This window comes from Streptomyces sp. NPDC051243 (assembly GCF_044455405.1).
GTDB lineage: Bacteria > Actinomycetota > Actinomycetes > Streptomycetales > Streptomycetaceae > Streptomyces.
Genome location: NZ_JBITES010000009.1, coordinates 33287 through 46876 on the forward strand (window position 1 = coordinate 33287; position 13590 = coordinate 46876).

The 13590-nt window shown below is 70.0% G+C and carries 16 protein-coding genes; 9 read left to right on the plus strand and 7 right to left on the minus strand.

Features of this window, described 5'->3' with window-relative positions; genetic code table 11:
* The first annotated feature begins 75 nt into the window (after positions 1 to 75).
* The 3 genes from ACIBAG_RS23265 (at position 76) to msrA (ending at position 2241) form a co-directional block, all read left to right on the plus strand.
* Positions 76 to 828, plus strand: coding sequence for a helix-turn-helix domain-containing protein (locus ACIBAG_RS23265; RefSeq protein ID WP_399107411.1), 753 nt, complete (start codon positions 76 to 78; stop codon positions 826 to 828).
* A gap of 80 nt (positions 829 to 908) precedes the next feature.
* A complete protein-coding gene (locus ACIBAG_RS23270; protein ID WP_399107412.1) occupies positions 909 to 1616 on the plus strand; it encodes a hypothetical protein in 708 nt (235 codons plus the stop codon).
* Positions 1617 to 1728: 112 nt separating this feature from the next.
* Positions 1729 to 2241 carry a peptide-methionine (S)-S-oxide reductase MsrA gene (gene msrA, locus ACIBAG_RS23275; RefSeq protein ID WP_399107413.1) on the plus strand — a complete coding sequence of 171 codons (513 nt, stop codon included), beginning with the start codon at positions 1729 to 1731 and terminating at the stop codon, positions 2239 to 2241.
* 92 nt (positions 2242 to 2333) lie between these two features.
* Here msrA and ACIBAG_RS23280 read toward each other — a convergent pair whose 3' ends face one another.
* Together ACIBAG_RS23280 and ACIBAG_RS23285 are read right to left on the minus strand one after the other, a co-directional pair.
* Positions 2334 to 3311, minus strand: coding sequence for a threonine/serine dehydratase (locus ACIBAG_RS23280; RefSeq protein ID WP_399107414.1), 978 nt, complete (start codon positions 3309 to 3311; stop codon positions 2334 to 2336).
* An 81-nt stretch (positions 3312 to 3392) separates the two neighbouring features.
* Positions 3393 to 4511, minus strand: coding sequence for a hypothetical protein (locus tag ACIBAG_RS23285; protein ID WP_399107415.1), 1119 nt, complete (start codon positions 4509 to 4511; stop codon positions 3393 to 3395).
* A 347-nt stretch (positions 4512 to 4858) separates the two neighbouring features.
* Between ACIBAG_RS23285 and ACIBAG_RS23290 the strand changes: the two genes are divergently transcribed.
* The gene (locus tag ACIBAG_RS23290) at positions 4859 to 6013 is read left to right on the plus strand and encodes a cystathionine gamma-synthase (RefSeq protein WP_399107416.1); all 1155 of its coding nucleotides are present in this window, start codon (positions 4859 to 4861) and stop codon (positions 6011 to 6013) included.
* Positions 6014 to 6123: 110 nt separating this feature from the next.
* Here ACIBAG_RS23290 and ACIBAG_RS23295 read toward each other — a convergent pair whose 3' ends face one another.
* From ACIBAG_RS23295 to ACIBAG_RS23305, 3 genes are all read right to left on the minus strand, one after another.
* Positions 6124 to 6372 (minus strand): hypothetical protein, encoded by a 249-nt coding sequence (locus tag ACIBAG_RS23295; protein ID WP_399107417.1) that lies wholly within the window; start codon positions 6370 to 6372, stop codon positions 6124 to 6126.
* The gene (locus tag ACIBAG_RS23300; protein ID WP_399107418.1) at positions 6369 to 6881 is read right to left on the minus strand and encodes a sigma factor-like helix-turn-helix DNA-binding protein; all 513 of its coding nucleotides are present in this window, start codon (positions 6879 to 6881) and stop codon (positions 6369 to 6371) included. Before ACIBAG_RS23300 ends, ACIBAG_RS23295 begins: the two co-directional genes overlap by 4 nt.
* 261 nt (positions 6882 to 7142) lie before the next feature.
* Complete coding sequence (locus tag ACIBAG_RS23305) at positions 7143 to 7649, minus strand: MarR family winged helix-turn-helix transcriptional regulator (RefSeq protein WP_399107419.1); 507 nt, start codon at positions 7647 to 7649, stop codon at positions 7143 to 7145.
* A 163-nt stretch (positions 7650 to 7812) separates the two neighbouring features.
* Here ACIBAG_RS23305 and ilvA point away from each other — a divergent pair, with 163 nt between their 5' ends.
* From ilvA to ACIBAG_RS23320, 3 genes are all read left to right on the plus strand, one after another.
* Positions 7813 to 9042, plus strand: a complete 1230-nt coding sequence (gene ilvA / locus ACIBAG_RS23310; RefSeq protein WP_399107420.1) for a threonine ammonia-lyase — start codon at positions 7813 to 7815, stop codon at positions 9040 to 9042.
* Positions 9043 to 9249: 207 nt separating this feature from the next.
* Positions 9250 to 10227 carry an ATP-binding cassette domain-containing protein gene (locus tag ACIBAG_RS23315; RefSeq protein WP_399107421.1) on the plus strand — a complete coding sequence of 326 codons (978 nt, stop codon included), beginning with the start codon at positions 9250 to 9252 and terminating at the stop codon, positions 10225 to 10227.
* Positions 10224 to 11078, plus strand: coding sequence for an ABC transporter permease (locus ACIBAG_RS23320; RefSeq protein ID WP_399107422.1), 855 nt, complete (start codon positions 10224 to 10226; stop codon positions 11076 to 11078). The genes ACIBAG_RS23315 and ACIBAG_RS23320 overlap by 4 nt, the downstream gene beginning before the upstream one ends.
* A gap of 78 nt (positions 11079 to 11156) precedes the next feature.
* Here ACIBAG_RS23320 and greA read toward each other — a convergent pair whose 3' ends face one another.
* The gene (gene greA, locus ACIBAG_RS23325) at positions 11157 to 11657 is read right to left on the minus strand and encodes a transcription elongation factor GreA (protein WP_031483582.1); all 501 of its coding nucleotides are present in this window, start codon (positions 11655 to 11657) and stop codon (positions 11157 to 11159) included.
* A gap of 211 nt (positions 11658 to 11868) precedes the next feature.
* The gene (locus ACIBAG_RS23330) at positions 11869 to 12267 is read right to left on the minus strand and encodes a DUF4307 domain-containing protein (protein WP_399107423.1); all 399 of its coding nucleotides are present in this window, start codon (positions 12265 to 12267) and stop codon (positions 11869 to 11871) included.
* Between the two features lie 168 nt (positions 12268 to 12435).
* On the opposite strand from ACIBAG_RS23330, the gene mca reads away from it, so the two are divergent.
* Positions 12436 to 13296: a mycothiol conjugate amidase Mca gene (gene mca, locus ACIBAG_RS23335; RefSeq protein ID WP_399107727.1), complete on the plus strand. Its 861-nt coding sequence runs from the start codon at positions 12436 to 12438 to the stop codon at positions 13294 to 13296.
* Complete coding sequence (locus ACIBAG_RS23340) at positions 13289 to 13549, plus strand: hypothetical protein (RefSeq protein WP_399107424.1); 261 nt, start codon at positions 13289 to 13291, stop codon at positions 13547 to 13549. Before mca ends, ACIBAG_RS23340 begins: the two co-directional genes overlap by 8 nt.
* Positions 13550 to 13590 lie beyond the last annotated feature (41 nt).

Here is a 13590-nt window from a genome sequence, read left to right on the forward strand (position 1 = left end):
TCCGCACCTGTTTCGTTGCAATGGTCTGAGTGTGAACGCTAGGCTGCGGTCACCACGACCACGAAGGAGACCGCGATGCCGGGAGGCAGGCTCACCCAGCAGGAACGCCAGCAGATCGCGCTGGGACTGGCCGACGGCCTCGCGTACGCGGAGATCGCCAGACGCCTGGACCGCCCGACCTCGACCGTCACCCGCGAGGTCATGCGCAACGGCGGCCCCGTCGGCTACCGCGCCGACCTCGCCCACCGCGCCACCGAACACCGCGCCCACCGCCGCCGGCAGGCCGTGCCCAGAAACCCGAACACGCCCCCGCAGCCCCACGGACGTGACGCCGAGGCCGTGCGCGAGTACGAGGAGACGCTCACCACCGTCTTCATGCAGTCGGGCCTGCCCAAGATGACGGCCCGCGTGCTGACCTGCCTCTACACCACCGACGCGGGCAGCCTCACCGCGGCCGGGCTCGTCCAGCGCCTCCAGGTCAGCCCGGCGACCGTGTCCAAAGCGATCGCGTTCCTCGAGAGTCAGGGCCTCGTCCGCCGGGAACGCGACGAACGCCGCCGCGAGCGCTACATCGTCGACGACGACGTCATGTACCAATCGGTGATGGCCAGCGCCCGCGCCACCGCCCACCTCGGCGAAACCGCACGGTACGGCGTCGGCGTCCTCGGCCCCGGCACCCCGGCCGCCGCCCGCCTCGAGAACATCGCCCGCTTCGTCGACTTCATCTCCGAGAGCATCGTCCGTGCCGCGGAGCAGGCTCGCGAAATCCTCCACACGAAACCCGAGACGGCCGCGGGAGGCACCCCCGAGCCGAGTCCGGATCGCTGACGGACGGCAAGTCGTCCACCTCGGCGAGCCGGGCTGCTCGGCCTCCCTCTGCCGGGTTGTGGAAGCGCTTCAATGGCACGGTGACCACGACACCGACGGCCGGCGGTAGAACCGTCGCCGGACAGATCGCACTCGACGACGTCATCGCACGACTCGGCCGGCACAGACCGGTCTTCCACTCCGAAGCCGATCTTCAGCACAGCTTCGCCAGGTCGCTGTGGGAACTCGCGCCGGACGTGCACTCACGGCTCGAAGTACCGCAGCGGCACCTGGGAAGGGCTGAGTACCTGGATCTCCTGTGCATCGGCCCATCGGCCCGCACCGCCATCGAGTTCAAGTACTTCACGCGGCGCTGGTCAGGCGCCGCGGGCACGCCTGCCGAGGACTACGCCCTGAAGGGGCATGCCGCGACGGACCTGGCCCGCCTCCACTTCGTTCGCGACATAGCCAGACTGGAGCGCTTCTGCCATCGATCGGACCAGAACGGTCTGGCCGTCATGGTCACGAACGACGCGTCCCTGTGGACTGTGCCGAGCCCGGGCCGGAGGCAGACCCGCGACCAGGCGTTCAGGATCCATCAAGGTCGCCGGCTCGCGGGCACACTGCTGTGGGCCGAAGGCGAGTACAAGGACAACACCTGCGCACTGCGGGGTACGTACGACCTCGACTGGCGGCCCTACTCCGAACTGGGCGGAGCAGGGGGCGAGTTCCGTTGGTTGGCCGTGTCGATCAGCCCGGACCGGGAGAACTGGGCGGACCAGGTGGACCGGGTGGACCGGGCGGACTGAGCGGGCGCGGAATCCTGAGGCGCCCTCGCGCGTTCACGAGAGTGGGCATCAGAGGCCGGTGGTGTGAGCCGAGAGCCCGAGTCGGCATGCTGAGAAGTAATGGAGGGTCGCAATGGCTGCGCAGACGCAGAGGGCCGTGTTGGCCGGCGGATGTTTCTGGGGGATGCAGGACCTGATCCGGCGGCTCCCGGGCGTGACGGCGACCCGGGTCGGATACACCGGGGGTGACGTGCCGAACGCGACGTACCGTAACCACGGCACGCACGCGGAGGCCATCGAGATCCTTTTCGACCCCGAGAAGACCGACTATCGCGCGATCCTGGAGTTCTTCTTCCAGATCCACGACCCGAGCACCAAGAACCGCCAGGGCAATGACATCGGCCTCAGCTACCGCTCGGCGATCTACTACGTGGACGACGAGCAGAAGCGGATCGCCGAGGACACCATCGCGGACGTGGACGCCTCCGGCCTGTGGCCCGGCAAGGTCGTCACCGAGGTGGAGCCGGTCGGCCCCTTCTGGGAGGCCGAACCCGAGCATCAGGACTACCTGGAGCGTTACCCGGACGGCTACACCTGCCACTTCCCGCGCCCGGGATGGCGGCTGCCCGCCCGCGCCCAGGACTGACCGCGAGACGGCCGGGCGGCGGACTCGGTCACATCGGCGTGCTCCCGCCGCCCGGGAGCGGTTTTCAGGGCTAGCGGGTGGGAGCGGCGGCGCTAGCGGGTGGGAGCGGCGGCACCTATCCAGCGGCGATAGGCGTCCACGTCGACGTTGCCGCCGCACACGATGACGGCCACGTGCCGGTCGGCGAAGCGGTCCCGGTCCTCGAGGACCGCCGCGACGCCGAGAGCGGCCGACGGCTCGACCACGAGGCCGGCGTTGTCGAGGAGCATCCGCATACCGGCGATGATCGACGCCTCCTGGACCAGCACGGCGTCGTCGGCGACCAGGAGGAGGTCGTCCAGGACGGCCGGGATGGGGCACCGGCCGGCGACGCCGTCGGCGATGGTGTCGGTCGAGTCGGTGGTGACCACGCGGCGCTGGTGCCACGAATGCGTCATCGCCGGCGCGCCCAGCGGCTGGACGCAGACCACCTCCACCTCGGGCGCCATGGCCTTCACCACATGCCCCACACCGGTGGCCAGCGCCCCGCCGCCGAGAGCGATCAGGACGGTGTCGAACGACGGCGCCGCGTCCACCAGTTCCAGGCCGATCGTCGCCGCGCCCTCACAGGTCTCGATGTCCAGGCTGTCCTCGAGCAGCCGGATGCCGTCGTGGCGCGCGATGGCCGCCGCCCGCTCGCGCGCCATCTCGTGGTCGCCGTCCACCAGCTCCAGCCCGGCGCCCAGTGCGCGGATGCGATCCAGCTTGGCCGCGGTCGCGAAGTGGGATGCCACGACGGTGACGTCGAGCCCCCGACGGCGACCCGACCAGGCGAGGGCCTGGCCGAGGTTGCCCGCGCTGGCACACACCACGGCTCGCGAGCCATGGCCGGCGAGCCGGCTCGCAACCAGCTCGGTGCCACGGGCCTTGAAACTGCGGACCGGGTTCGCCGTTTCGAGCTTGATGCTCACCGCGCATCCGAGGGCGGGCTCCAGCGCCTCGCAGCGGTACAGCGGAGTGTCGAGGAAAACCGGGTCGATCACCTGGCGAGCCGCCCTGATCCGAGCGGTGTCGAGGCGCGTCTCCTGCATGAAACGGCAGCGTAGCGCCGCCGGCCTGTCCCCTTCGGGTCAATTCCCGCCGAAGAGCATGAGGTTCCTTCCTCGCCTCGCTCAGTGCGGGAGCGTCGCCGGGCTGCCGCCGTTCGCCTCGTAGCCCGCCACCGCCAGTGCCCGGTAGACCGCGAACTCCGCGGCCGGGTCGCCGGACAGGGTCCAGGGGAGGGCGCCGACATGACCGTCGACGTGTATCAGCTGGTTCATGGCCTCCGCCCAGCGCTCGCCCCGGACCAGGAAGAAGACCAGCAGATGACGCACGTGCGCCAGCATCGGGTCGTCGGGGCGGGCCGCGTGCACCGCGAACAGCGCGCCGTGGATCGCCTTCGTCACGACCTCGCTCTGGTAGAAGCCGCGGACCAGGTTCAGGTCGGGCATGTGCTCGAACACCGCGAACAGCGGCATGGCGGCGAGGAGGGAGCCCTGGGGTGCGCGGGCCGCCGCGGCCTCCGCGAAGTCGTAGGCCTGGTCGCGCGAGCCGTGCCACTTCTCGCACCAGTAGTGCAGGGCCGCCAGGTGGGCGCCCATGTGGGCCGGGGCGCGGTCCAGGATCTTCAGCCAGAGCTGCTCGAAGTCCTGCCGGGGGTAGGCCAGTCCACGGGCCACCGACAGCTCGATGATGTACGGGATCGGGTCACCGGGGGCGAGCAGCGCCGCGTCCGAGCACGCCGACCTCGCCTCCTCCATGATGATCCGGAACTCGTCCGTGCCCGGCGTCGCCGTGCGCCAGGCCTGCTGCACGAGGAACTCCGCGTGCACGGCCGCGCCGCCCGCGTCCTTGGGCTGCTCGGAGCGCCACACCCGCAGCCACTGCCCGCCCGGCGACTCGCTGACGCCGCCCGGGCGCTGCTGCAGCTCCAGCGACGCGGCGCCGGCGAAGGCCTGTACGCGCTGCCAGCGCAGCTCGCCCTCGGCCTCAGTGCCGGCCAGCAGTTGGGAGGCCGCGCGGTAGTCCTGGGTGCGCTGCACCAGGTCCAGGACGTCCAGCAGGTCCTGGTCGGGGCCGGGCATGCGGATGTCGAGCTCCTCCTGCCGGACGAAGCCGTAGTTCGCAGGGTCCGCGGCGTCCGGGTGGCCCGGCGCGACCTGCTCGATCATGCCCCGCCTGCGCCTCAGGAACGGCAGCACCACAAAGCCGAGCATGACGATCGCGATCAGGACCCAGAGAATCTCCATGCCTCCAGCGTTCCAGACGCCGCCGACAATTGGCCAACGAGGGCCTCCGGCGGTTGGGCGGGGGTGCCTGCGGCGGCCTGCTGGTGTTCGGTGGGGGTGCGGGTGTGATGCCTGCGGCGGCCTGTTGCTCTTCGGTGGGGGTGCGCGTAGCGCCTGCGGGTGGGTTGTGGGTTGTGGGTCGGGGACGGGTCGGGGGGTGTCCGTCCTCGGACCGGCGGCTGAGGTCGAGCAGCAGGTGCCGTTTCTTGTTCTTGACGCCGGCCACTGCGGGCGGACACCCAGCCGCAACGCAGGGCAACCCACCAGCGGGCGGCATCCGCCCCGTCCGCGCACTACGCTCAGTGCACATGAGTGACAGGCACATCAGTCAGCACTTCGAGACGCTCGCCATCCACGCGGGCAACACGGCGGACCCCCTCACCGGTGCGGTCGTCCCGCCGATCTATCAGGTCTCGACCTACAAGCAGGACGGGGTCGGCGGCCTGCGCGGCGGCTATGAGTACAGCCGTAGCGCCAACCCGACCAGGACCGCCCTGGAGGAGAACCTCGCCGCCCTGGAGGGCGGTCGCCGCGGGCTTGCGTTCGCGTCCGGACTGGCGGCCGAGGACTGCCTGTTGCGTACGCTGCTCAGTCCCGGCGACCACGTGGTCATCCCCAATGACGCGTACGGCGGTACGTTCCGGCTGTTCGCGAAGGTCGTCGCGCGATGGGGGGTGGAGTGGTCGGTCGCCGACACCGGCGATCCGTCCGCCGTACGAGCCGCCATCACCCCGAAGACCAAGGTCGTGTGGGTGGAGACCCCCTCCAACCCGCTGCTCGGCATCACCGACATCGCCGCCGTCGCCCAGATCGCCCGGGACGCGGGCGCGAAACTGGTCGTCGACAACACCTTCGCCACGCCGTATCTGCAGCAGCCGCTGTCCCTCGGCGCGGACGTCGTGGTGCACTCCCTGACCAAGTACATGGGCGGCCACTCCGATGTCGTCGGCGGCGCGCTGATCGTCAGTGACCCGGACCTGGGCGACGAACTGGCCTTCCACCAGAACGCGATGGGCGCGGTCGCCGGGCCCTTCGACTCCTGGCTCGTGCTGCGCGGCACCAAGACGCTGTCGGTGCGCATGGACCGGCACAGCGAGAACGCCACGAAGATCGCCGACATGCTCACCCGGCACGCGCGCGTGACGCGCGTTCTGTACCCGGGCCTGCCCGAGCACCCCGGTCACGAGGTCGCCGCCAAGCAGATGCGGGCGTTCGGCGGCATGGTCTCCTTCCAGGTCAGCGGCGGCGAGGAGGCTGCCGTCGAGGTCTGCAACCGGGCCAAGATCTTCACGCTCGGCGAGTCGTTGGGCGGTGTCGAGTCCCTCATCGAGCACCCGGGACGCATGACGCACGCGTCGGCGGCCGGCTCCGCCCTGGAGGTGCCCGCCGACCTCGTCCGCCTCTCCGTGGGCATCGAGAACGTCGACGACCTCCTGGAGGACCTCCAGCAGGCGCTCGGCTAGTCCACGCCGTCCGGGGCCGCCGGTCCAGCGGGCCTGCAGGAAGGTCTCAGCAAAGCCGGTCAGCGGCCCTGACCAGCCGGTCAGCGGTCATCACCAGCGGGTCAGTGTCCTCACCAGCCCGTCAGCGGTGGAGTCGTCTCCGACGGCGGCTCCACCCACGGGCGGGCCGTCACCGCCCACACCACGAACGCCACCGTCGCGGCGGACAGCAGCAGCCACATCAGCCGTACGGCGACCGTCCTTCGGCGCAGCATCCGGCCACCGCGGCGTACGACCTCCGCGTACAGCTCCGGCGGCACGGGCGGCGGCGTGCCTTCCATGATCCGCCGTACGGCCGCTTCCCGTTGGGGGCGATTCACGGCGAGACCGCCTTCGCTCCGAGCACGGCCCGTGCGGGGCCCCGCGGCGGATGCAGCAGGGTCGCGGTCGCCCGGTCGCACATCGCGTGCACGCGTTCCCTCGGCAGTCCCAGCAGTGCCGCCACCTGCTCCTCGGCGACGCCCTCGTACAGCCGCAGGACCACGATCAGGCGTTCCTGCGGGGAGAGCCGGGCGAGCGGGCCGGCCGGGTGCGGTCGGAACCGGCCGAGCGCGCCCAGGCCGCCGTACTGGTGCCAGGCGGCGCGGGAGAAGCGGGTGGCCAGGTACTGGCGGGCTCGGTCGTACGGGTCCTCGCCGCGCAGCCGGTCCCAGCACGCGTACGTGTGCGCGAGGGACAGTGTCAGCAGGCGTCTCGCGCGCGGGTTGTCCTCGGGTGGCTCCGCGGTGAGCAGCGTGGCGGCATGCAGCAGCCGCCCTGCCGCGCCCGCGACGAACGCCTTGAACTCCCGGGCCCGGCGGGCGTCCTGGGCCGCACGTCGTCGTCCCACCGCCCCTCCCGCCTGAGTGAGCCCTGCGGAACCGGGCCCCGGACCAGGTACGTGAGACATCGCTCGCGTACGAGAAGAGGACCCGGTTTCATATGAGGCCAGCGGCGGCCCAGGGTCAAGAGCCGGGACCCGATCACACGTCCACGCGCGCGTGCCGGTGTCTGATCACACGATCACGACGCGTGCCGGTGCCAGTGCCGGGTCGCTCCCGGTGCCGGTTGATCGTCGGGCGCGCCGACGGCCACCCCCGTCGACGGCCCCTCAGGACGCCGTAGGCGTCTCCGCGCCCGTGATGCCCTGCGCGGCCATCCGCGTGGACAGCGCGGTGTTGAAGCGAGTCAGGAGCGTGCAGAACGCCTCGCGCTCCTCAGGTGCCCAGTCGTGCGTCAGTTCGGCCATCAACTGGCGCCGGGAGGAGCGCACTTCCTCCAGCCGCGACTGCCCGCGCGGGGACAGCTGGAGCACCACCGCCCGCCCGTCCTCGGGGTGCGAGGTCCGCTTGACCAGTCCCGTGTCGACGAGCGGCGCCACCTGCCGGGTGACCGTCGACGAGTCGATCCCCATGCTCGCGGCGAGTGCCTTGACACCCATGGGGCCTTCCTTGTCGAGGCGGTTGAGCAGCAGATATGCGGCGCGGTCCATGGAGTTGCGCACCTGGCCGACCCCACCGAGCCGGGTCTGTTCGGCACGGCGGGCGAACACCGCCACCTCGTGCTGCAGCGTGTCGAGGAGACCGCTGTCAGCGACGGTCGTCATGTCCATCGACATTTCAGGTGTTGTGGGCATGGCCGGGGGCTCACTTCATGAAGGGGGTGCTGGGTTGGGGGACAGGGTACGCGGCCCGGACGCGGGGTGTACCGGCGCTGGCGAAACCCATCTCGGTGCTTGGTCACACCAGGGCCTCACGCCTGTGAACTGCGAGACTTGAGTCATGAGCAACAGCACGGCTGACTCCTTGCCTCCCGTCACGCTCGACGACGTGCGCGGCGCCCAGAAGATGCTGACGGGCGTGGCGCGGGTGACGGCGATGGAGGGCAGCAGGCACCTGACCCAGCTGGTGGGCGCGCCGGTGCACTTCAAGTGCGAGAACCTCCAGCGGACGGGATCGTTCAAGCTGCGCGGCGCCTATGTGCGGATCGCGGGGCTGCTCCCGGAGGAGCGGGCGGCGGGGGTCGTGGCCGCGAGCGCCGGCAACCACGCGCAGGGTGTCGCCCTGGCGTCGTCGCTGCTCGGCGTGCGTTCCACGGTGTTCATGCCGAAGGGCGCCCCGCTGCCGAAGATCAGCGCCACCCGGGACTACGGCGCCGAGGTGCGCCTGCACGGCCAGGTGGTCGACGAGACGCTGGCCGCCGCGCAGGAGTACGCGGCGGAGACGGGCGCGGTGTTCATCCACCCCTTCGACCACCCCGACATCATCGCGGGCCAGGGCACGGTCGGCCTGGAGATCCTCGAGCAGTGCCCGGAGGCGCGCACGATCGTCGTCGGCATCGGCGGGGGCGGGCTGGCGGCGGGGATCGCGATGGCGGTGAAGACGCTGCGGCCGGACGTGCGGATCGTGGGCGTGCAGGCGGCGGGTGCGGCCGCGTACCCGCCCTCGCTGGCGGCCGGGCGTCCGGTCGCGGTCGACAACCCGGCGACGATGGCCGACGGCATCAAGGTCGGCCGACCCGGTGACGTGCCGTTCCGGCTCATCCGTGATCTGGTGGACGAGGTCCGCACGGTCACCGAGGACGAGCTGGCCACCGCACTGCTGCTGTGCCTGGAGCGGGCGAAGCTGGTCGTCGAGCCGGCCGGGGCGAGTCCCGTCGCGGCGCTGCTGAGCGACCCCGGCGCCTTCGAGGGACCGGTCGTCGCGGTGTTGTCCGGCGGCAACGTCGACCCGGTGCTGCTCCAGCGGGTCCTGCGGCACGGCATGGCCGCGCAGGGCCGCTACCTGGCCGTACGGCTGCGGCTGACGGACCGGCCGGGCGCGCTCGCCACGCTTCTGGGGGTGTTGTCAGTGGTGGACGCTAACGTCCTCGATGTGAGCCACGTACGGACCGACCCACGGCTCGGGCTCACGGAGGCGGAGGTCGAGCTGCACCTGGAGACGAAGGGCCACACGCACTGCGTCGAGGTCGGCCAGGCCCTGCGCGAGGCGGGCTACACCGTCATCGGCTGAGGGGCGAACCGGCGAAAGGCCAGGTCGGAGACTCTTTGTCACTCGTTCGGGTAAACCCCGTTGAGAGACGCGATACATCGCGTTATGGTGTGTCTCGTATCCTCGCCGCAACGCTGAGTCACGGCATGGAGCGAAAAGTGCCGACCCAGTGCAAACCTAGGCTTTCCGAACGCTTCCGGATCCATCCCCGACGACGTGGAGATTCATATGCCAGGCGCCATCTACGCCGAAGGCCTGGTGAAGACCTTCGGTGACGTAAGGGCTCTGGACGGCGTCGACCTCGATGTCCCCGAGGGCACGGTCCTCGGTCTGCTCGGGCCGAACGGCGCGGGCAAGACGACGACCGTCCGCTGTCTGACGACCCTGTTGCGCCCCGACAGCGGCTCGGCGGTGGTCGCGGGTATCGACGTCCTCAAGCACCCCGACGCCGTACGCCGCTCCATCGGCCTGTCCGGCCAGTTCGCGGCTGTCGACGAGTACCTCACCGGCCGCGAGAACCTGCAGATGGTCGGCCAGCTCTACCAGATGAGGGCGAAGGCGGCGAAGGCCCGCGCGGCGGAACTGCTGGAGCAGTTCGGCCTCACCGACGCCGCCGACCGCCCCACCAAGACCTACTCCGGCGGCATGCGCCGCCGCCTCGACCTCGCGGCCGCCCTGGTCGTCTCGCCGCCCGTGATGTTCATGGACGAGCCGACGACCGGCCTCGACCCGCGCAACCGCCAGATGCTGTGGGACGTCATCAAACGGCTGGTCTCGGGAGGCACGACCCTGCTGCTGACCACCCAGTACCTCGAAGAGGCCGACCACCTGGCGCACGACATAGCGGTGGTCGACCACGGCCGCGTCATCGCCAAGGGCACCTCCGACCAGCTCAAGGCCCGCACCGGCGGCGAGCGCGTCGAGGTCGTGGTGCACGAGCGCGAAGACATCCCCGCCGCCTCCGAGGTCCTGCGCGGCTTCGGCAAGGGCGAGACCACGGTCGAGGACCACATGCGCCAGCTCACCGTGCCCGTGACCGGCGGCGCCAAGCTCCTCGCCGAGGTCATCCGCGAGCTCGACACCCGCGGTATCGAGATCGACGACATCGGCCTGCGCCGCCCGACCCTGGACGATGTGTTCCTGTCCCTGACGGGACACGTGGCCGAGGCGAAGGACGAGGAGAACGGCAAGGAGGCCGTCAAGTGAGTGCTCTCGACACCGTACGCGTCGCTCCGTCCACGAACCCGGTCAGCCAGTCAGTCCGGGACTCGGTGGTCGTCGCGAAACGCAACCTGATCCGGATGTCGCGGATTCCGGAGATGATCATCTACGGGCTCATCCAGCCGATCATGTTCGTGGTGCTGTTCACCTACGTCTTCGGCGGATCGATGCAGATCGGGGCCAGCACCAGCGCCGAGGACTACAAGAACTTCCTGATGGCGGGCATCTTCGCGCAGACCGTCACGTTCGCCACCGCCAGCTCCGGGGCGGGCATCGCCGACGACATGCACAAGGGCCTCATCGACCGGTTCCGCTCTCTGCCCATGGCGCGGGGTGCGGTGCTCACCGGGCGCACCTTCGCCGACCTCGTCCAGACCGCCCTGACGCTGGTCGTCCTGGCCGTCGTCGCCCTGCTGGTCGGCTGGCGCGTCGGGTCGGACGGGGACACCAACGCCGGCCGGGTGTTGGGGGCCTTCGGGCTGCTGCTCCTGCTCGGTTACGCGTTCACCTGGATCGGTGCCCTGATCGGCATGTCGGTCAGTACGCCGGAGGCGGCCACGTCCAGCGGGCTGATCTGGCTCTTCCCGGTCACCTTCATCTCGAACGCGTTCGTGGACACCAGCCACATGACCCCGTGGCTGCGTCATGTCGCCGACTGGAACCCCTTCAGCGCCACCGTCCAGGCCTGCCGCGAGCTCTTCGGCAACCCCGGGGTCTCACCCTCGGACGCCTGGCCCATGCAGCACCCGGTGTGGGCCTCGCTGATCTACTCGCTCCTGATCATCGTCATATTCCGCACCCTGTCGGTGCGGAAGTACCGCTCGGCCACGGCATGACGAAAGCCCCCGGCGCCACATGGGCGCCGGGGGCCGGTCAAGGACGGGTCGGTCGGGGGCGGCCGCCGCACTGTCCGGTCAGCCGCTGTACGGCTCGGCCTTCATGATCTTCACCGAGGCCTTCTTGCCGTTCGGCAGCTCGTACTCGGCGTCCTCGCCGACCTTGTGGCCGATGACGCCGGCGCCCAGCGGTGACTGCGGCGAGTAGGTCTCGATGTCGGCGCTCGCGTACTCACGGGAGGCGAGCAGGAAGGTCAGGGTGTCGTCCTCGTCGCCGTCGAAGGCGATCGTCACGACCATGCCGGGCGCGACCTCGCCCTCCGCCGATGTCGGCGCCTCGCCGACCTGGGCGTTCTCCAGCAGCTGGGTCAGCTGGCGCACACGGAGCTCCTGCTTGCCCTGCTCCTCCTTGGCCGCGTGGTACCCGCCGTTCTCGCGCAGGTCGCCCTCCTCGCGCGCGGCCGCGATCTTGGCGGCGATCTCCGTGCGCGCAGGACCAGTAAGGTACGCAAGCTCGTCCTTGAGCTTGTTGTACGCCTCCTGGGTCAGCCAGGTGACGTTCTCGCTGGTCTGGGTCACAGGTGCTCCTCGTAGTTACTGGGAATACAAAGCATCGCCCTACCCAGAAGGATGTTCCCTCACGGAAGGGCGAAACCACGAGCCTAACAATTCAATGGCCGAAGGGGGAGGACATAAGCCATCAGAATCCCGTCAACGCAGGTCAGCGCGTATGTATTCCGGACAGCGCCGGTCGGTGTCGACCAGTGTCGGTCGGATGTGATCGGCGGGGTCAGTCGGTGTGGCAGCCGAGCAGCTCGGCCGTCGTCCCCTGGGACGTCGTACGGAGCGTGACGACCTTGTCGATGCGGGTGGCGTCACCGTCGAAGCGGAAGTCGGCCCGGCCCACCTCAGCGCCGTTCTCCGCCTGGGAGCGCAGGGTGCAGTAACCGGAGGCGCCGGCGTCCTTGCGGACTTCCAGATGCACCTTCACCGCGTCCTTGGTCGCGTCGAACTCGATCACCTCGGCGCTGATCTTGCTCTGGCCGACGTAGTGGTAGCCGAAGTACCCGACCAGCGCCAGCAGCACCACCCCGAGGACGGTGCCGACGACCTTGAGCGTGCGGTCGGCGTGCGCGTCCGAGGAACGGCCGTAGCGGCCCTCGGGCAGCCGCGTGCTCGCCGTACTCATGATCGTCCTCTCGGCCGGGGCGGGACGGATGTCCCGAAACGGGGTCTCCGGGCCGTACCCCGGAATTATCCGGCCCCCGATTCGGTCACTATAGAAGCCGCCGATCGCACCGGTTGACCCCGGGGCGCCGACTACAAGGATTGAGTCTTGACTGACCAGCTGCGACTGATGGCCGTCCACGCCCACCCCGACGACGAGTCGAGCAAGGGCGCGGCCACCATGGCGAAGTACGTGTCCGAGGGGGTGGACGTGCTGGTCGTGACCTGCACGGGCGGGGAGCGCGGCTCCATCCTCAATCCGAAGCTGCAGGGCGACAAGTACATCGAGGAGCACATCCACGAGGTACGCAAGAAGGAGATGGACGAGGCTCGCGAGATCCTCGGGGTGAAGCAGGAGTGGCTCGGGTTCGTCGACTCCGGCCTGCCCGAGGGCGACCCGCTGCCGCCGCTGCCGGAGGGCTGCTTCGCGCTCGAGGACGTCGACAAGGCGGCCGGCGAGCTGGTGAAGCAGATCCGTTCGTTCCGCCCGCAGGTGATCACCACCTACGACGAGAACGGCGGCTACCCGCACCCCGACCACATCATGACCCACAAGATCTCGATGGTGGCCTTCGAGGGCGCGGCGGACACCGAGAAGTACCCGGAGGCGGAGTACGGGCCCGCCTACCAGCCGCAGAAGCTCTACTACAACCAGGGCTTCAACCGCCCCCGCACCGAGGCGCTGCACCAGGCCATGCTCGACCGCGGCCTGGAGTCCCCCTACGGCGACTGGCTCAAGCGCTGGGACGAGTTCGGGATGAAGACGCGCACGCTCACCACGCACGTCCCGTGCGGCGACTTCTATGAGATTCGCGACAAGGCCCTGATCGCGCACGCCACCCAGATCGACCCCGACGGCGGCTGGTTCCGCGTCCCGCTGGAGCTGCAGAAGGAGGTCTGGCCGACGGAGGAGTACGAGCTGGCGAAGTCCCTCGTCGATACGTCCCTCCCCGAGGACGACCTCTTTGCGGGCATCCGCGACAATGCCTGACATGAGCGCAAGCGCAAGCCTGGCAATGACACAGCTCGTCACCCTCGCCAAGGAGGTCGACGAGGACAAGGTCACCCCTGGTGTCCTCGGCTTCATCGTCTTCGCGGTGATGGCGGTGGCGGTGTGGGGGCTGATGAAGTCGATGAACCGGCACATGAGCCGGGTCGACTTCAAGGAGGCCCCGGACCCGGAGGCGCAGGCCTCCGGCGAGGGCGCCGAGACGAGCGGCCCGGCCAAGCAGCAGCAGGGCTGAGGGACGCCCGGGGCGCGTCCCTGCGGGGCCGGAGCGCGTCC